Here is a 16,221-nt window from a genome sequence, read left to right as displayed (position 1 = left end):
TTCGAGGTGGCCATGTCGAACACAAACAACACATCGGATGCACAGCATTCACGTCACGACCCCGAACGCACCGAAGACCTTACGGCGGACGACCGGCCGGGCCCCATGCAGGTGCTGCGTCATGCGCGCACCCAGCTGGCGGAACTCACCGGCATGGCCGCCGAGACGGTGTCGTCCTTCGAACAGACCGAGGACGGCTGGTCGCTGGAGGTCGAGGTCCTCGAACTCGCCCGCGTGCCCGACACGATGAGCCTGATGGCGAGCTACCAGGTCGACCTCGACCCGGACGGACAGCTCACCGGCTACCGGCGCGTTCGCCGCTACGAACGCGGGCGGGCCGACGCACACAGGCCCGGCGGCCGTTAGGCCGCCCGCCCGCGCCCCCCACATCCCGAGACAGAACAGACAAGGAGGACCGGTCGGCATGACCGTTGTCCCGGCACAGCAGACCGGCGGTGGAGGCGGCTCCAGCGGCCTGTACGACGTCCTGGAGCTGGTCCTCGACCGAGGACTCGTCATCGACGCCTTCGTACGTGTCTCCCTCGTCGGCATCGAGATCCTGAAGATCGACGTCCGGGTCGTCGTCGCCAGCGTCGACACCTATCTGCGCTTCGCCGAGGCGTGCAACCGGCTCGACCTGGAGGCCGGGCCGCGCAAGAGCCCCGGCCTGCCCGACATCGTCGGCGAGATCACCGAGTCCGGCGCGCGCGGCAAGTCCAAGGGCGCACTGTCCGGCGCCGCGCAGACCGTCTCCGACGCCTTCAAGCAGGCCCGTGAGGAGGGTTCGCAGGCCGAGAGCGAGCCCCGGCCGCGCGCCCGCAAGGCCACCGCCGCCCGCCGGAAGGAGGAGCAGGAGTGAGCACGTACGTCTACGGGATCACCGCACGCTCGCACTCCGCGCTCCCCGAGGGCATGGGCGGCGTCGGTGATCCCGCCCGACCCGTGCGCATCCTGACGGAGGGCGACCTGACGGCGATCGTCAGCGACGCGCCCGAAGGTCTGCGCCCCAAGCGCCGGGACCTGATGGCCCATCAGAACGTGCTCGCCGAGGCCGGATCGGCCGGCTGTGTGCTGCCCATGCGGTTCGGCAGCGTCGCCCCCGACGACGACGCGGTCACCGGCGTCCTCGCCGAGCGCGCCGCGCACTACCGGGAGCGGCTGCGGGCCCTGGACGGCAAGGTCGAGTACAACATCAAGGCCTCCCACGTCGAGGAGGCGGTCCTGCACCGTGTGATGGCCGAGAACCCGGAGATCCGGGCCCTGGCGGAGGCCAACCGGCAGTCGGGCGGCGGCAGTCACGAACAGAAGCTGCGGCTCGGCGAGATGGTCGCCGCCGCGGTGCAGACCCGGGAGGCCGAGGACGCCGCCGAGGTGCAGCGCGCCCTGGAACCGGTCGCCGAGGCCGTGAGCGTGGGACCCGACTCCACGGGTTGGCTGGCCAACGTCTCGTTCCTGGTGGACCGGGGCGCCGCCGAGATGTTCGTGACCGCGGTGGAGCAGGCCCGCAAGAGCCGTCCGCACCTCGATCTGCGGGTCAACGGACCGCTTCCGCCGTACAGCTTCGTCGAGCCCGGCCCCGCCGAGCCGGCGGGCAGTACGGCCGGTCGCGCGGATACGGCCGGGGAGTAGCCCATGGGCCTGATCGGAGAGGTACTGCTGCTGCCGTTCGCCCCGGTGCGCGGCAGCGCATGGGTGATCGGACAGGTGCTGCGCGAGGCGGAACGGCGGTACTACGACCCGGCCGCGGTACGGGGCGAGCTCGCCCTGCTGGAGCGGCGGCTGGAGGCGGGCGAGATCGACGAGGAGGAGTTCGACCGCCGTGAGGACGAACTCCTCGACCGGCTGGAGACCGGGCTGCGTGGCGGTCCGGGAGCCGCGGCCGTGGGAACGGACGACAGGACGACACGATGAACCGAGTGGGACTGGGCCTCGCGATAGGGGCCGGATACGTCCTCGGACGCACGAGGAAACTGAAACTGGCGTTCGCCGTCGGCACGCTGGTGGCCGGCAAACGGATGCAGCTGAGCCCGCGGGCGCTCGCGGACCTGGTGTCCGGGCAGCTGCGGAACAACCCGCAGCTCAAGGAGATCGGGGACCAGCTCCGCGAGGACCTGCGCGGCGTGGGCGGTGCGGCGTCCGGCGCCCTGGTCGAGCGGCAGCTCGACGCCCTCGCCGACCGGCTGCACGACCGCACCGCCGGGGTCCGTGAACGGCTCGGCGGCGTCGTGCCGCAGCGGCCGGACCGGCGGTACGGGGACGAGGAGCGGCCGGAGACGGAGGAGCCGGACACCCACGGGCCGGACGTCGAAGGGCCGGAGACCGAGGGGCCGGACGCGCAGGGACCGGTCGCCGAGGTCGAGGCGGAGCCCGAGCGGCCCGCCCGCAAGCAGGCACCGGCGAAGAAGGCCGCCGCCAAGAAGGCGCCCGCGCGCAAGGCCCCCGCCAAGAAGACGGCGGCGAAGCGGACCGCCGCACGGAAGACGGCCTCCGCCAAGTCGGCGGCCCGCAAACCGGCGTCCGCCCGGATCCCGAAGGGGGGCGGCGACCGATGACCGACACTCTCGGATCTGCGGCCTCCGCGGCAGGCCCGCGCCCACACCCGTTCGCCGACGTGGCCCGCAGCGAGGCCGCGGACCGGCTCAAGGCCGAGGCGCAGGAGTATCTCGCCGCCCAGGCCGTGCGGCTGCTGACCGGCCTCGGCCGCAGGCTCGGCGAGACCACCGTCAAGCTGAACGACATCGCCGAGGGCCGCAGCCCGGGCCTCGCCCGGCTCGCCCTGGACGGCGGCCGCAAGCTGGCCGAGGGCAAGGGCCCGGTGCGCGCAGCGCTGGAAGTCGGCGCCTCGCGTGCCAAGGACAACGTGGTCGGCGCGCTCAAGCACCTGACCGGAGGCAAGGGCGGCCGCAAGGGTGGCTCCGGTCACCGGCCGACCGTGATCATCGAGTCCGTCGACGTGGGCGTGCCGCTGCGCACGGCGTACGACCAGTGGACCCGCTACCAGGACTTCAGCACCTTCGCCAAGGGCGTCAAGAGCGCCGAACGGGCCGACGACACGACCTCGGACTGGCAGCTGAAGGTCTTCTGGTCGAACCGCAGCTGGAAGGCCCACACCACCGAGCAGCTGCCCGACGACCGGATCACCTGGACCTCGGAAGGCGCCAAGGGCACGACGAAGGGCGTCGTCTCCTTCCACCGGCTCGCCGAGCATCTCACCCGGGTCCTGCTGGTGATCGAGTACTACCCCAAGGGCCTCTTCGAGAAGACCGGCAACCTGTGGCGCGCCCAGGGCCGCCGAGCCCGGCTCGACCTGAAGAACTACGCCCGCCACATCACGCTCAGGGGAGAGGCGGAGGACGGCTGGCGCGGGGAGATCCGCGACGGCGAGGTCGTACGCGATCACGAGGACGCGATCGCAGCGGAAGAGGTCCCCGAGGACGAGGACCTCGAGGAGGAGGCCGACGGCCGGGACGAGTACCGGGAGTACGACGAGGAATACGGCGAAGAAGGGGAACCCGAAGAGGAATACGAAGAGGAGGAACCCCGGGAAGAAGGGGAGCCGGAAGCGGAGAAGGAGACCGAGGACGAGTACCCGGACGAGCACGCCGACGCCGGGAGCCGTCGATGACCTCGCCCAGCCGGCTCCCCGAGCCCTACGGCCACGACGGTGGCGCCAACCTTGCCGACATCCTGGAACGCGTGCTCGACAAGGGCGTCGTCATCGCGGGCGACATCCGGATCAACCTGCTCGACATCGAGCTGCTCACCGTCAAGCTGCGGCTCATCGTCGCCTCCGTCGACAAGGCGAAGGAGATGGGCATCGACTGGTGGGAGGACGACCCGGCGCTGTCGTCCCGGGCTCGCCGCTCCGAACTCGCCCGGGAGAACGCCGAGTTGCGTGAGCGGCTGGCGGAGCTGGAGACCGGCCGTACACAGGAGGAGGCCTCATGACCGGACTGCGGTACGTGTACGCCGTCTGCCGCCCTTTCGGTGCGGCCCTGCAGACCCAGCTGACCGGCGTGGCGGGCGCCCCGCCCAAGCTGCTGCACCACCGCGGTCTGGTCGCCGTGGTCAGTACCGTGCCGGAGCGGGACTTCGCGGAGGAGTCGCTCCGTGCCCATCTGGAGGACCTGGAGTGGCTCACGGTCACCGCCCGTGCCCACCACGGCGTGATCGACGCGCTGATGACGGTGACCACGCCGCTGCCGCTCCGGCTGGCCACGGTGTTCCGGGACGACAGCGGCGTACGCATGATGCTGGAGGCCCGCGAGGGCGACTTCCGGCGCACTCTCGACCGGCTTCAGGGGCGGGTGGAATGGGGTGTGAAGGTGTACGTCGAATCCGCACCCGGTGAAACTCCCGGGGGAACCGCGGAAAGCGAGCCGGCGGCCGGGAAAGCCGTGTCCGGGCGGGACTATCTGCGGCAGCGCAGTATGCGCGCCCGGGAGCAGGAGGACAGGTGGCGGAAAGCCGAGGAGTTCGCGGCCCGGCTGCATGAAACGCTCGCCGCGCATGCCGACGAATCCCGGCTGCACGCGCCCCAGGATTCCGCACTGTCCGGTACCTCCGGTCGTAATGTTCTGAATGCGGCCTATCTGGTGCCGCGCGCCGAATCCGAGGAGTTCGTGGAAATCGTGGACCGGACGAAGGACGACGCGCCCGGAATGCGGGTGGAACTCACCGGCCCCTGGGCGGCCTATTCCTTCGCGGGGGAGAAGCCGTGACGGTGATCGAACGCCGTGAGGTCGCCCTCGTGGACCTGCTCGACCGGCTGCTGGCGGGCGGGGTCGTGATCACCGGCGACGTCACCCTGCGCATCGCGGACGTCGATCTCGTCCGTATCGACCTCAACGCGCTGATCAGTTCGGTGAACGACCGGGTGCCGGCCCCCTGGGGTGAGGACCTGTGACGGCCCGCCGGGGCCGTCTCGAGCTCGAGCCCGACACCGTCGAGCGTGATCTGGTCAAGCTCGTCCTCACCGTCGTGGAACTGCTGCGCCAGCTGATGGAACGGCAGGCGCTGCGCCGGTTCGACACGGGTGATCTCAGCGAGGAGCAGGAGGAGCGGATCGGGCTCACCCTGATGCTGCTCGACGACCGGATGACCGAGCTGCGCGAGCGCTACGGACTGCGGCCCGAGGACCTGAATCTGGACCTCGGGCCGCTCGGACCGTTGCTGCCCCGGGACTGAGCTCCCGGGTCAGTTCACCACCTGTACCAGCGGCCCCTGCCTCCGGCTGCGGTCGTACCCCGCATCAGGAAGCCCAGCAGCCACAGAACAAGGACCGCGATCGCAATCCACCAAAGCACCTCTACCGCGAATCCGGCGCCGAACAGAATCAGCACCAAAAGCAGTACCAGCAGGATGGGAACCATAATGTGAACCTCCTGCTCTCCGAGTTTCCCGAAAAGGAATGTTCAGGCTTCCTTGCGGCACAGAATTTCTCCGTGCAGAACCGCGAACCAGCCGTCGTCCTGTTTCCCCCACCGGCGCCAGGCCTCCGATACGGCCCGCAACTGCTGCGGGCTCGCATGTCCGCCCTCCGTGGCCCGCTGCGCGTAGGAGGAGGCGAGAGTGCGGTCCGCCCACAGGCCGCTCCACCACTCCCGCTCCTCCGGCGTCGAGAACGTCCAGGTGCCGGACGTGGCGGTGATGTCGGTGAGCCCCGCTTGCAGCGCCCAGGACTTCAGCCGGCGTCCCGCGTCCGGCTCACCGCCGTTGGCGCGGGCCACCCTGCGGTACAGGTCCAGCCAGTCGTCGAGGCCGGGTGAGGCGGGGTGCCAGGTCATCGCCGCGTAGTCCGAGTCGCGGGCGGCGATGAGCCCGCCCGGTTTCGTCACCCGCCGCATCTCGCGCAGGGCCTGCACGGGATCACCGACGTGCTGGAGCACCTGGTGGGCGTGGACCACGCAGAAGGTGTCGTCCGGGAAGTCCAGGGCGTGCACGTCGGCGACCGCGAAGTCGGCGTTGGTCAGGCCGCGTTCGGCCGCGGTGGCCCGCGCCCGGTCCAGGATGTCCGGTGCGGAGTCGACACCGGTGACATGGCCGTCGGGGACCAGCGCGGCCAGGTCGGCGGTGATGGTGCCGGGGCCGCAGCCGACGTCCAGGATCTTCATGTGGGGCTGCAGCGAGCCGAGGAGGTACGCGGCGGAGTTGGCGGCGGTCCGCCAGGTGTGCGAACGCAGCACGGACTCGTGGTGCCCGTGCGTGTAGACGGCGGTCTCCTGTGCTTTCGGCATCGCTGTACCCCTTCGCGTCACGCAGGTTCACGTCCTCCGCCACCGTACGCGCCGGGCCGAATGATGAGACACCGTGTTCTGCAATATGGACTGATGGTCCGTCAGTTCTTGGTTGTGGGCCGGTAGACGACCAGTGCCTCGGGCAGTTTCTCCAGCGTGACCTCGCCCGCCACCTCGGTGACCTCTCCGTCGTAGGCGAGCAGCGTGCCCGGTGCGACGCCGGACAGCCGCAACCGGCCCACCTGGACCGCCGCGTGCGCCGGGGAGCGGGTCAGCGGGCCGGCGAGCGCGGCGGCGAGCAGCCGCAGCGCCGGTCCGCGCCCGCCGTGCACGACCCGTACGTCGAGCTGTCCGTCCGCGAGCTCGAGCCGACGGGCCGGTGCGAGGCCCATCCGGTGGTAGGTGCCGTTCCCGGCGAACAACAACCACAACGGCCTTGGCCTGCCGCCGAGTTCGACCTCCAGCGGATGCCGGTCCGCGCGCAGGACACGCAGCGCCGCGAGCACCCCGGCCGGCCAGCTGCCGATCCGGTGCGACCAGCGGTCCCGCTCACGGACCAGCTCCGGATAGACGCCCAGACTGCATGTGTTGACGAAGACGCCCTGCTTCTCGCCGCAGGAGAACCGGCCCACGTCCACCCGCACGGCGTCGCCCCGCCGGACCGCGCGAGCCAGCGTCCGGACGTCCGCCACGCCCAGGTCGTTCGCGAAGTGGTTCAGGCTGCCTCCGGGCAGCACCGCGAGCGGCAGGCCGCGGCGCAGGGCGATCTCCGCGGCCGCGTTCACCGTGCCGTCGCCACCGCACACCCCGAGCACCCGGGCCCGGGCGGCCGCCTTCTCCAGCTCGGCGCGCACGTCCTGCGGCGCGCACTCGACGACCTCGGCCCGCGGCAGCGAGTCCCGCAGCGCCCGCGCTCGGTCCGCACTGCCCGCCGCCGTGTTGGCCACGACGACCAGGCCCTCTCCCTCGGGCAGCGGCGGAGCCTCGGCCCGCGGCCGGGCCGGCAGTGTGACCTGCGCCCGGCTCGGCACCAGACCACGTACGGCGAACGCGGCGCCCATGCCGAGCGCCGCACCCGCCAGTACGTCGCTCGGGAAGTGGACCCCCGTGTAGACGCGGGACATGGCGACCGAGAACGCGACCGGGGCCACGACGGCACCCCAGGCGGAGGACTCCATCGCCACCCCGGTGGCGAAGGCCGCCGCGGAGGCGGAGTGACCGGACGGGAACGACGTGGTGATCGGCTGCCGCTTCAGCTGCCGGACCAGCGGGACGGGGTCGAGGACCGGGCGGGGGCGGCGCACACTGCGCTTGCCGAGGGTGTTGATGGTGGCCGACGCCAGGGCGAGCGAGGCCACGCCCCGCACGGCGGCCCGGCGGCCCCTCGGGGTGCGGCTCGCCGCGATCAGGCCCGCCGTCGCGAACCACAGCACCCCGTGGTTCGCGCTCCGGCTCAGCCTCGGCAGGACGGGCTCGGCGGCGGGCCAGTGACGTTCGGCGGCGAACTCGAACAGCCGGCAGTCGAGAGCGAGCAGCCGGTCGCGCAGGATGTGATGGCCGGGTTTCGGCAGGGTGAGGTCGACATCTGGGCTCATACAGGCGCGGGTACCCTGAAGGCGCCGTTCTCTGCCCCGTCGGCGGTGGCCGGCACCGGAGGAACCCATCGATGCGCCTGCTCCTCGTCCGCCACGGCCAGACCCCCACCAACCTCGCCTACCTGCTGGACACCGCCGTCCCGGGGCCGGGCCTGACCGAGCTGGGCGAACGCCAGGCCGCCGCCCTGCCCGCAGCCCTCGCCGACGAGGACATCGAGGCCGTCTACGCCTCCACCCTCGTACGCACCCAGCTCACCGCCGAGCCGCTCGCGGCGGCCCGCGGGCTGAAGGTGATCGTCCGGGACGGCATCCGGGAGCTCACGGCCGGCGAGCTGGAGATGCTGCCCGGCGACTCCGAGCGCGGCCAGGAGTACATGCGGACGGCGTTCGCCTGGGCCGCCGGTGACACCACGCTGCGGATGCCGGGCGGGGAGAGCGGCGAGGAGGCGCTCGCACGGTACGACGCCGTGGTCGCCGAGGCCGCCGACAGCGGTGCCGGAACCGTCGCCATGGTCAGCCACGGCGCCGCCATCCGGATGTGGACCGCCGCCCGCGCCGCCAATGTCGACGTGCCCTTCGCCGCGGCCCGCCCGCTGGAGAACACCGGCGTGGTGATCCTCGAGGGCTCACCCTCCGACGGCTGGAAGGCGCTGTCGTGGGCGGGCGCGACGGTGGTGCCCGCGGGTGAGGGCGGACCCGCCGGGCGCCCGCTGGACGCGAGCGAATAAGCGTTTGCCGCAGGTCGCGGGCCGCCCGCACAATGCGGCCTCATGGGACATCTGGAAGCCGCACACCTCGAGTACCACCTCCCGGACGGGAGGACCCTGCTCGGCGACGTGTCGTTCCGGGTGGGCGAAGGGGCGGTCGTCGCCCTCGTCGGCCCCAACGGCGCCGGCAAGACCACCCTGCTCCGGCTGATCTCGGGCGAGCTGAAACCCCACGGCGGCACCGTCACCGTCAGCGGCGGGCTCGGCGTGATGCGGCAGTTCGTGGGCTCCGTACGGGACGAGACGACCGTACGCGACCTGCTGGTGTCCGTCGCACCGCCGCGCATCCGCGAGGCAGCCGCGGCCGTCGACGCCGCCGAGCACGCCATCATGACCGTCGACGACGAGGCCGCCCAGCTCAGGTACGCGCAGGCACTGGCCGACTGGGCCGAGGCGCGCGGCTACGAGGCGGAGACGACGTGGGACATGTGCACCACGGCCGCGCTCGGCGTGCCCTACGAGAAGGCGCAGTGGCGGCAGGTGCGCACCCTCTCCGGCGGCGAACAGAAGCGCCTGGTCCTGGAGGCGCTGCTACGCGGCACCGACGAGGTGCTGCTGCTCGACGAGCCCGACAACTACCTCGACGTGCCCGGCAAGCGCTGGCTGGAGGAGCGTCTCGCAGAGACCCGCAAGACGGTCCTGTTCGTCTCCCACGACCGGGAACTCCTCGCCCGTGCCGCCGAGCGGATCGTCTCCGTCGAGCCCGGCCCCGCAGGTGCCGACGCCTGGGTGCACGGCGCCGGCTTCGCCACCTACCACGAGGCCCGGCGCGAACGCTTCGCCCGCTTCGAGGAGTTGCGCCGACGCTGGGACGAGAAGCACGCCCAGCTGAAGAAGCTCGTGCTGAACCTCCGTCAGGCCGCCTCGATCAGTCATGAGCTGGCGTCCCGCTACCAGGCGGCCCAGACCCGGCTGCGCAAGTTCGAGGAGGCGGGCCCGCCGCCGGAGCCGCCGCGCGAGCAGGACATCCGCATGCGGCTCAAGGGCGGCCGTACCGGCGTCCGCGCCGTCACCTGCAAGGGACTCGAGCTCACCGGGCTGATGAAACCCTTCGACCTGGAGGTCTTCTACGGCGAACGGGTCGCCGTCCTCGGCTCCAACGGCTCCGGCAAGTCGCACTTCCTCAGGCTCCTCGCCGGGGACGACGTGGCGCACACCGGGGAGTGGAAGCTCGGGGCGCGGGTCGTGCCCGGCCACTTCGCACAGACCCACGCGCACCCGGAGCTGGCCGGCCGGTCACTGCTCGACATCCTGTGGCGCGAACACGCCCAGGACCGGGGCGCCGCCATGTCCCGGCTGCGCCGCTACGAGCTGACCGGCCAGGCCGAGCAGAGCTTCGACCGGCTCTCCGGGGGCCAGCAGGCCCGCTTCCAGATCCTCCTGCTGGAACTCCAGGGCGCCACCGCCCTGCTCCTGGACGAGCCGACCGACAACCTCGACCTGGAGTCCGCCGAAGCCCTCCAGGAAGGCCTGGAGGCGTTCGACGGCACGGTCCTCGCGGTCACCCACGACCGCTGGTTCGCCCGCTCCTTCGACCGCTACCTGGTCTTCGGCAGCGACGGCCGGGTCCGCGAGACCCCGGAACCGGTATGGGACGAACGCCGCGTGGAGCGGGCCCGCTAGCGCGGTTCACGTCCAGCGCAGCAGTGCGCCCAGGCCGCCCGCCGGTACGTCCTGCTCTCGTGCCGCCCCGGCCGGGGTCAGGGAGATCGCCGGTGCGGCCGTCGCCACCGCCGAGCGGATCAGCGCGTCGTCCGCGCGGGCGGACCAGGAGTGCTGCTCGCCGAGGATCTTCAGGTCCGTACGGCGCACCGCCAGCTGGTCCGGATCCTCACCGATCCACACCTCGCGGTGCGTGTCGGCGCCGTCCGGGCGGACGACCAGCTCGTCGATCCGGTGCTCCCGGGCCGCCTCGATCACCGCGGGCACGCCCTCCGCCGCCTGCGCGCGGGCCGCCAGGAACCGCTCCAGCTCGGCCTCGGCACGCCGGCGCACATGGGTGGCGCGGGCCTCCTCCACGTCCGCGTCGAGGAGCCGGCTGCCCGTGCCGTGCGGGGTCTGAACCACCCGGTCGTGCAGCCGCTGCGGCAGCCGCTCGTGCACGGCCCGCTGCTCCCGGTCCTCGCCGACCAGGATCAGCAGATCGGCCAGGGTCTCCTCCTGGCACACCGCGAGCGCGTCGGCGATCTCCGCCGCGTTGTGCTCCCAGGTGTTCTCCACCCGCAGCTGGAAGTGCCGCTCCGACCAGTCCACGCTGCTCGTACGGTGCACGGGCCACTGACGTCCGGCGACCGAACCGGCCTTCTCCCGGACCAGCGCGCTGCGCAGCTCGAAGTCGGCGCCCTTGCGGTCGACGTACGCCACGACGGCCACGGCGTCCTCGCCGGTCAGGTCGAGCAGCGGGGTGGCGCGGGGCAGCGGCGCCCACCGAGCCCAGCTGCCGCCCTGCGGGGCGCGGGCCAGCGGCGGGTCGAGGACCACCTGACCTGCGCGGGCGAACAAGGCCCGGCCGTGCGGCTCCGGCGAGTGCTTCAGCTCCTCGATCGCGTCACGCACGGCCGTGCAGGTCGCCTCGTCGGCGCCCTGACCCGCGAGTTCCCGGGACATCGCCTCCGCCGTCAGATGCCGCTCGTGGGGCGTGTCCTCCGTGTGCCGGGAGAGATCGACGTACACGGAGGCCCACGGCCCCGGATGTTCGTAGAGTGGATGCAGGAACGCGAGATCCATGGCTCCCTCCCGGTTGCCGTTCGGGGGTACTGCTGCTTGCCGGGCGGGTACCCGAACCCCATGAATGAACACGACGAGCGGGGCACCACGATGACCGGAGTCGAACCGGGTCGGCTGGACGACCAGCAGCTCATGAAGGAGCTGGAGACCATCCACCGCACGCGCCACGACACCCTGCTGTACGGCTCGAACGACGCGCTGCGCGCCCACAACGAACGCATGGCCCAGCTGGAGGGCGAGTACCTGCGCCGCAATCCGCGCCGCTTCGTCTCCCCGGGGCGCACCCGGGAGGGCGCCCGGGAGCGGGCCGCGGTGTGTGACGGGGCCCGCGAACAGCAGGCCCCGGTCGGAAAGTGGGGGCAGGGCGCCACCGCGACCGGCCCCGGCCAGGACCACAGCCCGGGCCCGTGACACGACGGCGGGACGGACAGCCCCGTCGGTTACGCCGTCTCCTTCGCGAACACCTCCAGGAACGCCGCGCAGAACGCCTTCAGGTCGTCCGGCTTGCGGCTGGTGACCAGCTTGTTCGGACCGTGGTCGCAGATCTTGACCTGTTCGTCCACCCAGGTGCCGCCTGCGTTGCGGATGTCGGTCCGCACGCTCGGCCACGAGGTCAGCACCCGGCCCCGTACGACGTCCGCCTCGACCAGCGTCCACGGCGCATGGCAGATCGCGGCGACCGGCCGGCCCTGCTCGAAGAAGTCCCGGACGAACGCCACGGCCTTGGGGTTCATCCGCAGGAAGTCGGGGTTGGCCACGCCGCCCGGCAGCACCAGGCCGTCGAAGGAGCCGGCCGACGTCTCGCCCACCACCTCGTCGACGGTGAACGTGTCCGCCTTGTCGAGGTGATGGAAGGCCTGCACCTCGCCCGGCTTCGTCGACACGAGCACGGGATCGTGGCCGGCCTCGACGGCCGCCTGCCAGGGGTCGGTCAGCTCGACCTGTTCGACGCCCTCGGGTGCGGTCAGAAACGCGATACGCATGACGGTTCACCGTGCCTTCGTCACATCGGTCCCCGGATGTCGGGGGCGGACGGTTGGAGGCCGTGGTCCGGTTCGGCCCGGCTGATGTCGGCGAGCGCGCTGTCCGGGTCCTGCGCCACCGCCAGGTCCCCGAGGCTGACCATCCCCACGGGGAGGCCGTTCTCGACGACCGGCAGCCTGCGTACAGCCTTCTCGCGCATCAGCGCCACCGCCGTCGACACCGGGTCCTGCGGTGACACCACGACCGGGTGCGGTGTGCACACCGACCGAGCGCTCACGGTCAGCGGATCGAGACCCTCGGCCACGGCACGCACCGTGATGTCACGGTCGGTGAGCATGCCGACCACCTGCTGTCCGTCGGCCACCACCACATCGCCGATGTCCTGGGCACGCATCAGCTGCGCCGCCTCCACCACCGAGGCGTCCGGACGGACGGCGACCACACCCGGCGTCATCACCTCCCGCACGAAATCGGCCATCATCACGCCTCCTCAACGTCACTCACCGCGCGTCAGGGCCTCCGCCAGCTCCTGGACGTTGCCGTAACGCGCCGAACGGGGCAGTCGCCGCAGCGGCTCGATCAGGGCGTCGGGCGCGTTCCGGCGGCGCAGGGCGTTCATCAGCTCGCCCGGTCCCGCGGGAAACGCGCTGCGGCCCAGAATGCGGCCCAGCTCCAGCCGGATCTCCGCAAGGGAGCCCGGCATGGCCGGTCCGCCCGCGATCCGGGGATCGTCCTCGGCCACGGGCTCGGGATCGTTCCACTCCTCCGTACGGGTGGGGTGGCCCGACCTGAGCAGCCCCTGCAGTTCGTGCTTCATCTCCTCGTCCCGGTGGACGCTCAGCCGGTCACTGCCTCGCTGCATGTTGTGCTCCAGATATTCGGGGGTGCGCACCGCGTACCCGGAGGGCGGGCGGTGACACCGGCACGGCGCCGCACAACCGCCTACTTCTTCTGCCGGCCCGGCAGGAACTCCTGCACCTTCGCCTTGAAGCCCTGCTTGATCATGGAGCCGCGGTCTGCGTCGCCCTTCAGGATCGACGCGGCCGTCGCCTCCATCTGCTCCCATGTCGCGTGCGGCGGGATCGGCGGCACCGCCGGGTCCGTGAGGAACTCGATCACCGCGGGACCGTCGGCCTCCAGACCGGCCCGCCAGCCCGCCTCGACGTCCCCCGGCTTCTCCACGCGCACGCCGGTCAGGCCCAGGGAGCGGGCGAAGGCGGCGTACTGCACGTCCGGGATCTCCTGCGAGGGCAGGAAGGACGGTGCGCCCTCCATGGCCCGCATCTCCCACGTCACCTGGTTCAGGTCGTGGTTGTTCCAGACGCCGACCACCAGCCGCGGATCCTGCCAGCGGCCGCAGTACTTCGCCGCCGTGATCAGCTCGGCGAGCCCGTTCATCTGCATCGCCCCGTCCCCGACCAGCGCGATCGCGGGCCGGTCGGGGTGGGCGAACTTCGCGCCGATCGCGTACGGCACCCCGCAGCCCATCGTCGCCAGCGTCCCGGAGAGCGAGGAGCGCATGCCGGGCCGCATCGTCAGATGCCGGGCGTACCAGTTCGCGGCCGACCCCGAGTCGGACGTGATGATCGCGTCGGCCGGCAGCAGCGGGTCCAGGGCGCTGGCCACGTACTCCGGGTTGATCGGATCGGCCGACAGCCCCGCCCGGCGCTCCATCACCTCACGCCAGTGCGTCACGTTCGCGCACACCGTGTCGAACCACTCGCGCCCGCGCTCGCCGTCCAGCAGCGGGATGAGCCGCTGGAGGGTCTCCCTGGCGTCGCCGACGAGATTCACCTCGTACGGATAGCGCATCCCGACCATGTGCGGATCGATGTCGATCTGCACCCCGCGGGCCTTGCCGAACTCCGGCATGAACTGGGTGTACGGGAACGAGGAGCCGATGGTCAGCAGCGTGTCGCAGTCCCGCATCAGCTCGTACGACGGACGGGTGCCCAGCAGACCGATCGAGCCGGTGACGTACGGCAGTTCGTCGCTGAGCACGTCCTTGCCGAGCAGCGCCTTGGCGACGCCCGCACCGAGCAGCTCGGCGATCCGCTCCACCTCCGCCTGCGCGCCCGCCGCGCCCTGGCCGACCAGGATCGCGACCTTGTCACCCGCGTTGAGGACGTCCGCGGCCCGGCGCAGGGACTCCTCCGAGGGAATCGCCGTCCATGCGCTGCGGTCCAGGCTGGAGGGCACCATCTTGAACTCGTGGGTGGGCGGCGAGTAGTCGAGCTCCTGCACGTCGCCGGGGATGATGACCGCGGTGGGGGAGCGCCGGGCGTACGCGGTGCGGATGGCCCGGTCCAGCACGTTCGGCAGCTGCTCCGGAACCGTCACCGTCTCCAGGAAGTCGGAGGCGACGTCCTTGAACAGCGCGTGCAGGTCCACCTCCTGCTGATACGAGCCGCCCATCGCGCTGCGGTGCGTCTGGCCGACGATCGCCAGTACCGGAACATGGTCCAGCTTGGCGTCGTACAGCCCGTTGAGCAGGTGGATCGCGCCCGGCCCCGAGGTCGCCGCGCACACTCCGAGACGGCCGCCGAACTTGGCGTAGCCGACCGCCTGGAACGCGGACATCTCCTCGTGCCGGGACTGGATGAACCGCGGCCGGTCGTCGGCGCGGCCCCAGGCGGCGAGCAGTCCGTTGATCCCGTCGCCGGGGTAGCCGAAGACGTGCTCCACACCCCACTCGCGCAGCCGCTGCAGGACGTGGTCGGAGACCTTCGTGCTCATGTGAGGCGTCCTTCCGGACGTAGGAAGTGAGTCGCGTAAGGGGTTGTCGGCAGGTTTGTCGGCATCCCTACGAGTCACCCCCCGCCCCTGTGGAAAACCTGCCGGGTGCTTGCCGGCCGGGCCGGGGCGGATCACCCACACGAGCGTTGACGTCCCGCCAATGGGGTCCCGCCGCGCGCGTCCCCTTTGACGGGAGGGCTGTGATGGCTGTGGGGCGCGGCCCTCGTGCCCCCGTCGCCGTCGGTCCGATCGGTCCAAGGAGTCCGTCCCATGCGCCCAAGCAGTGCCCGTGTCCTGTCCGTCGCCGTTCTGGCCGGGGCTGTGCTGGCCAGTGCCGTTCCCGTCGCCTCGGCGGATCCGGCTGCGGAGGTCAGACCCGCCGCCAGCCGACCGGGCGGCAGCGTCACCGTCTCCGTGTCCTGCGATCCCTTCGGAGGGAAGGCGCCCGCCACTGTGGTGGCGAAGTCCAAGGCGTTCCCCGGGGGGACCCTGAAGCTGAACCTGGTGCCCGGCAACGACAACGCACTGTCCGGGCCCGCGTACCGGGGGACCGCCCGCATCCCGCCCGCCGCGAGCCTCGCGGCCCTCCCGCCCCCTGCTGGTTCGGCTGCTCCGCCCCCTGCTGGTTCGGCTGCTCCGCCCGCCGCCGATCCGGCTGCTCCGCCCCCCGCTGGTTCGGCTGCTCCGCCCCCTGCCGGTTCGGCTGCTCCGCCCGCCGCCGATCCGGCTGCTCCGCCCCCCGCTGGTTCGGCTGCCCCTCCCGCCGCCGATCCGGCTGCTCCGCCCCCCGCCGATCCGGCTGCCCCTCCCGCCGCTGGATCGGCACCCCCGCCCGCCGCCGCCCCGCCCGCCGCTGGAACGGAATCCTCCTGGACCGTCGAGGGCACCTGTCCGGCGGCGCCCGGTGCGAAGGGCAAACCGTTCAAGACGACGTTCATCGTGGCCCGTCCGGAGGACGGCGGCATCGGCCCGCGCTGCACCGTGCCCCGCGAATCCTGTAAGCCGCCGGTGATCCAGCACGGGGTGAAGGCCGGCGAGGGAGGGGACTTCGGCGTGTCCGTGCCCGCGCTCGTGACCGGCGGCCTGCTGATCGCGGGGGCGCTCGGCGCGGCCGTGTACCGACTGTGGCGCAGGGACTCGTCGGCGGACGCCTGAGACCGGGGCGGGCTGGGTACG

General features: G+C 72.0%; 22 protein-coding genes. 14 read left to right on the top strand and 8 right to left on the bottom strand.

Annotated features, from left to right (window positions below):
• The first annotated feature begins 12 nt into the window (after positions 1–12).
• From ACFV7R_RS03620 to ACFV7R_RS03575, 10 genes are read left to right on the top strand one after another with little or no spacing between them, the layout of a single operon-like run.
• The gene (locus tag ACFV7R_RS03620) at positions 13–366 is read left to right on the top strand and encodes a gas vesicle protein (RefSeq protein ID WP_385259434.1); all 354 of its coding nucleotides are present in this window, start codon (positions 13–15) and stop codon (positions 364–366) included.
• A gap of 58 nt (positions 367–424) precedes the next feature.
• On the top strand, positions 425–859 hold the full coding sequence (locus tag ACFV7R_RS03615; RefSeq protein ID WP_129800278.1) for a gas vesicle structural protein GvpA: 435 nt from the start codon (positions 425–427) through the stop codon (positions 857–859).
• A complete protein-coding gene (locus tag ACFV7R_RS03610) occupies positions 856–1,629 on the top strand; it encodes a GvpL/GvpF family gas vesicle protein (RefSeq protein WP_385259432.1) in 774 nt (257 codons plus the stop codon). Before ACFV7R_RS03615 ends, ACFV7R_RS03610 begins: the two co-directional genes overlap by 4 nt.
• Positions 1,630–1,632: 3 nt before the next feature.
• Complete coding sequence (locus tag ACFV7R_RS03605) at positions 1,633–1,911, top strand: gas vesicle protein GvpG (protein WP_385259430.1); 279 nt, start codon at positions 1,633–1,635, stop codon at positions 1,909–1,911.
• Complete coding sequence (locus ACFV7R_RS03600; RefSeq protein ID WP_385259429.1) at positions 1,908–2,552, top strand: DNA primase; 645 nt, start codon at positions 1,908–1,910, stop codon at positions 2,550–2,552. Before ACFV7R_RS03605 ends, ACFV7R_RS03600 begins: the two co-directional genes overlap by 4 nt.
• The gene (locus tag ACFV7R_RS03595) at positions 2,549–3,625 is read left to right on the top strand and encodes an SRPBCC family protein (RefSeq protein WP_385259426.1); all 1,077 of its coding nucleotides are present in this window, start codon (positions 2,549–2,551) and stop codon (positions 3,623–3,625) included. Before ACFV7R_RS03600 ends, ACFV7R_RS03595 begins: the two co-directional genes overlap by 4 nt.
• Positions 3,622–3,948, top strand: a complete 327-nt coding sequence (locus ACFV7R_RS03590; RefSeq protein ID WP_385259424.1) for a gas vesicle protein — start codon at positions 3,622–3,624, stop codon at positions 3,946–3,948. Before ACFV7R_RS03595 ends, ACFV7R_RS03590 begins: the two co-directional genes overlap by 4 nt.
• On the top strand, positions 3,945–4,721 hold the full coding sequence (locus ACFV7R_RS03585; protein WP_385259422.1) for a GvpL/GvpF family gas vesicle protein: 777 nt from the start codon (positions 3,945–3,947) through the stop codon (positions 4,719–4,721). The genes ACFV7R_RS03590 and ACFV7R_RS03585 overlap by 4 nt, the downstream gene beginning before the upstream one ends.
• Positions 4,718–4,906: a gas vesicle protein gene (locus ACFV7R_RS03580; protein ID WP_129800271.1), complete on the top strand. Its 189-nt coding sequence runs from the start codon at positions 4,718–4,720 to the stop codon at positions 4,904–4,906. Before ACFV7R_RS03585 ends, ACFV7R_RS03580 begins: the two co-directional genes overlap by 4 nt.
• Entirely contained in the window at positions 4,903–5,187 is a 285-nt protein-coding gene (locus ACFV7R_RS03575; RefSeq protein ID WP_129800270.1) for a gas vesicle protein K, read from the top strand. The genes ACFV7R_RS03580 and ACFV7R_RS03575 overlap by 4 nt, the downstream gene beginning before the upstream one ends.
• A 14-nt stretch (positions 5,188–5,201) precedes the next feature.
• Here ACFV7R_RS03575 and ACFV7R_RS03570 read toward each other — a convergent pair whose 3' ends face one another.
• From ACFV7R_RS03570 to ACFV7R_RS03560, 3 genes are all read right to left on the bottom strand, one after another.
• Positions 5,202–5,372 (bottom strand): hydrophobic protein, encoded by a 171-nt coding sequence (locus ACFV7R_RS03570; RefSeq protein ID WP_073495203.1) that lies wholly within the window; start codon positions 5,370–5,372, stop codon positions 5,202–5,204.
• Between the two features lie 42 nt (positions 5,373–5,414).
• Complete coding sequence (locus ACFV7R_RS03565) at positions 5,415–6,236, bottom strand: methyltransferase domain-containing protein (RefSeq protein WP_385259419.1); 822 nt, start codon at positions 6,234–6,236, stop codon at positions 5,415–5,417.
• Positions 6,237–6,337: 101 nt separating this feature from the next.
• Positions 6,338–7,831, bottom strand: a complete 1,494-nt coding sequence (locus ACFV7R_RS03560; protein WP_385259417.1) for a bifunctional phosphatase PAP2/diacylglycerol kinase family protein — start codon at positions 7,829–7,831, stop codon at positions 6,338–6,340.
• Positions 7,832–7,902: 71 nt separating this feature from the next.
• On the opposite strand from ACFV7R_RS03560, the gene ACFV7R_RS03555 reads away from it, so the two are divergent.
• Positions 7,903–8,559 (top strand): histidine phosphatase family protein, encoded by a 657-nt coding sequence (locus ACFV7R_RS03555; protein ID WP_385259415.1) that lies wholly within the window; start codon positions 7,903–7,905, stop codon positions 8,557–8,559.
• A 42-nt stretch (positions 8,560–8,601) separates the two neighbouring features.
• Positions 8,602–10,221, top strand: a complete 1,620-nt coding sequence (locus ACFV7R_RS03550; protein ID WP_385259413.1) for an ABC-F family ATP-binding cassette domain-containing protein — start codon at positions 8,602–8,604, stop codon at positions 10,219–10,221.
• A 6-nt stretch (positions 10,222–10,227) separates the two neighbouring features.
• Here the strand turns inward: ACFV7R_RS03550 and ACFV7R_RS03545 are convergent, their stop codons facing one another.
• Positions 10,228–11,325, bottom strand: a complete 1,098-nt coding sequence (locus ACFV7R_RS03545) for a Vms1/Ankzf1 family peptidyl-tRNA hydrolase (protein WP_385259410.1) — start codon at positions 11,323–11,325, stop codon at positions 10,228–10,230.
• Between the two features lie 60 nt (positions 11,326–11,385).
• Here ACFV7R_RS03545 and ACFV7R_RS03540 point away from each other — a divergent pair, with 60 nt between their 5' ends.
• Positions 11,386–11,736 (top strand): DUF6158 family protein, encoded by a 351-nt coding sequence (locus tag ACFV7R_RS03540; RefSeq protein WP_385259409.1) that lies wholly within the window; start codon positions 11,386–11,388, stop codon positions 11,734–11,736.
• A gap of 29 nt (positions 11,737–11,765) precedes the next feature.
• Here the strand turns inward: ACFV7R_RS03540 and ACFV7R_RS03535 are convergent, their stop codons facing one another.
• From ACFV7R_RS03535 to ACFV7R_RS03520, 4 genes are all read right to left on the bottom strand, one after another.
• On the bottom strand, positions 11,766–12,308 hold the full coding sequence (locus ACFV7R_RS03535; protein WP_385259406.1) for a type 1 glutamine amidotransferase domain-containing protein: 543 nt from the start codon (positions 12,306–12,308) through the stop codon (positions 11,766–11,768).
• A 20-nt stretch (positions 12,309–12,328) separates the two neighbouring features.
• On the bottom strand, positions 12,329–12,787 hold the full coding sequence (locus ACFV7R_RS03530) for a CBS domain-containing protein (RefSeq protein WP_385259743.1): 459 nt from the start codon (positions 12,785–12,787) through the stop codon (positions 12,329–12,331).
• Positions 12,788–12,805: 18 nt separating this feature from the next.
• On the bottom strand, positions 12,806–13,171 hold the full coding sequence (locus ACFV7R_RS03525) for a DUF2795 domain-containing protein (RefSeq protein ID WP_385259404.1): 366 nt from the start codon (positions 13,169–13,171) through the stop codon (positions 12,806–12,808).
• 80 nt (positions 13,172–13,251) lie between these two features.
• A complete protein-coding gene (locus tag ACFV7R_RS03520) occupies positions 13,252–15,045 on the bottom strand; it encodes a thiamine pyrophosphate-requiring protein (RefSeq protein WP_385259402.1) in 1,794 nt (597 codons plus the stop codon).
• Positions 15,046–15,315: 270 nt separating this feature from the next.
• Here ACFV7R_RS03520 and ACFV7R_RS03515 point away from each other — a divergent pair, with 270 nt between their 5' ends.
• Positions 15,316–16,200: a hypothetical protein gene (locus ACFV7R_RS03515; RefSeq protein ID WP_385259400.1), complete on the top strand. Its 885-nt coding sequence runs from the start codon at positions 15,316–15,318 to the stop codon at positions 16,198–16,200.
• Positions 16,201–16,221: the final 21 nt, after the last annotated feature.

Origin of the sequence: Streptomyces sp. NPDC059866 (genome assembly GCF_042731325.1) — a bacterium.
Classification (GTDB): domain Bacteria; phylum Actinomycetota; class Actinomycetes; order Streptomycetales; family Streptomycetaceae; genus Streptomyces; species Streptomyces flavusporus.
The sequence above is the reverse complement of the archived record's forward strand: the minus strand, read 5'-3'. Positions and strand labels throughout refer to the sequence as shown.

Excerpts from the sequence above, each read along its gene's own strand:
- ACFV7R_RS03570 (WP_073495203.1), bottom strand. The coding sequence starts at position 5,372 with ATGGTTCCCATCCTGCTGGTACTGCTTTTGGTGCTGATTCTGTTCGGC.
- ACFV7R_RS03560 (WP_385259417.1), bottom strand. The coding sequence starts at position 7,831 with ATGAGCCCAGATGTCGACCTCACCCTGCCGAAACCCGGCCATCACATC.
- ACFV7R_RS03530 (WP_385259743.1), bottom strand. The coding sequence starts at position 12,787 with ATGGCCGATTTCGTGCGGGAGGTGATGACGCCGGGTGTGGTCGCCGTC.
- ACFV7R_RS03550 (WP_385259413.1), top strand. The coding sequence starts at position 8,602 with ATGGGACATCTGGAAGCCGCACACCTCGAGTACCACCTCCCGGACGGG.
- ACFV7R_RS03600 (WP_385259429.1), top strand. The coding sequence starts at position 1,908 with ATGAACCGAGTGGGACTGGGCCTCGCGATAGGGGCCGGATACGTCCTC.
- ACFV7R_RS03520 (WP_385259402.1), bottom strand. The coding sequence starts at position 15,045 with ATGAGCACGAAGGTCTCCGACCACGTCCTGCAGCGGCTGCGCGAGTGG.
- ACFV7R_RS03525 (WP_385259404.1), bottom strand. The coding sequence starts at position 13,171 with ATGCAGCGAGGCAGTGACCGGCTGAGCGTCCACCGGGACGAGGAGATG.
- ACFV7R_RS03615 (WP_129800278.1), top strand. The coding sequence starts at position 425 with ATGACCGTTGTCCCGGCACAGCAGACCGGCGGTGGAGGCGGCTCCAGC.
- ACFV7R_RS03595 (WP_385259426.1), top strand. The coding sequence starts at position 2,549 with ATGACCGACACTCTCGGATCTGCGGCCTCCGCGGCAGGCCCGCGCCCA.
- ACFV7R_RS03515 (WP_385259400.1), top strand. The coding sequence starts at position 15,316 with ATGCGCCCAAGCAGTGCCCGTGTCCTGTCCGTCGCCGTTCTGGCCGGG.
- ACFV7R_RS03605 (WP_385259430.1), top strand. The coding sequence starts at position 1,633 with ATGGGCCTGATCGGAGAGGTACTGCTGCTGCCGTTCGCCCCGGTGCGC.
- ACFV7R_RS03590 (WP_385259424.1), top strand. The coding sequence starts at position 3,622 with ATGACCTCGCCCAGCCGGCTCCCCGAGCCCTACGGCCACGACGGTGGC.
- ACFV7R_RS03545 (WP_385259410.1), bottom strand. The coding sequence starts at position 11,325 with ATGGATCTCGCGTTCCTGCATCCACTCTACGAACATCCGGGGCCGTGG.
- ACFV7R_RS03535 (WP_385259406.1), bottom strand. The coding sequence starts at position 12,308 with ATGCGTATCGCGTTTCTGACCGCACCCGAGGGCGTCGAACAGGTCGAG.
- ACFV7R_RS03565 (WP_385259419.1), bottom strand. The coding sequence starts at position 6,236 with ATGCCGAAAGCACAGGAGACCGCCGTCTACACGCACGGGCACCACGAG.
- ACFV7R_RS03585 (WP_385259422.1), top strand. The coding sequence starts at position 3,945 with ATGACCGGACTGCGGTACGTGTACGCCGTCTGCCGCCCTTTCGGTGCG.
- ACFV7R_RS03620 (WP_385259434.1), top strand. The coding sequence starts at position 13 with ATGTCGAACACAAACAACACATCGGATGCACAGCATTCACGTCACGAC.
- ACFV7R_RS03540 (WP_385259409.1), top strand. The coding sequence starts at position 11,386 with ATGAATGAACACGACGAGCGGGGCACCACGATGACCGGAGTCGAACCG.
- ACFV7R_RS03555 (WP_385259415.1), top strand. The coding sequence starts at position 7,903 with ATGCGCCTGCTCCTCGTCCGCCACGGCCAGACCCCCACCAACCTCGCC.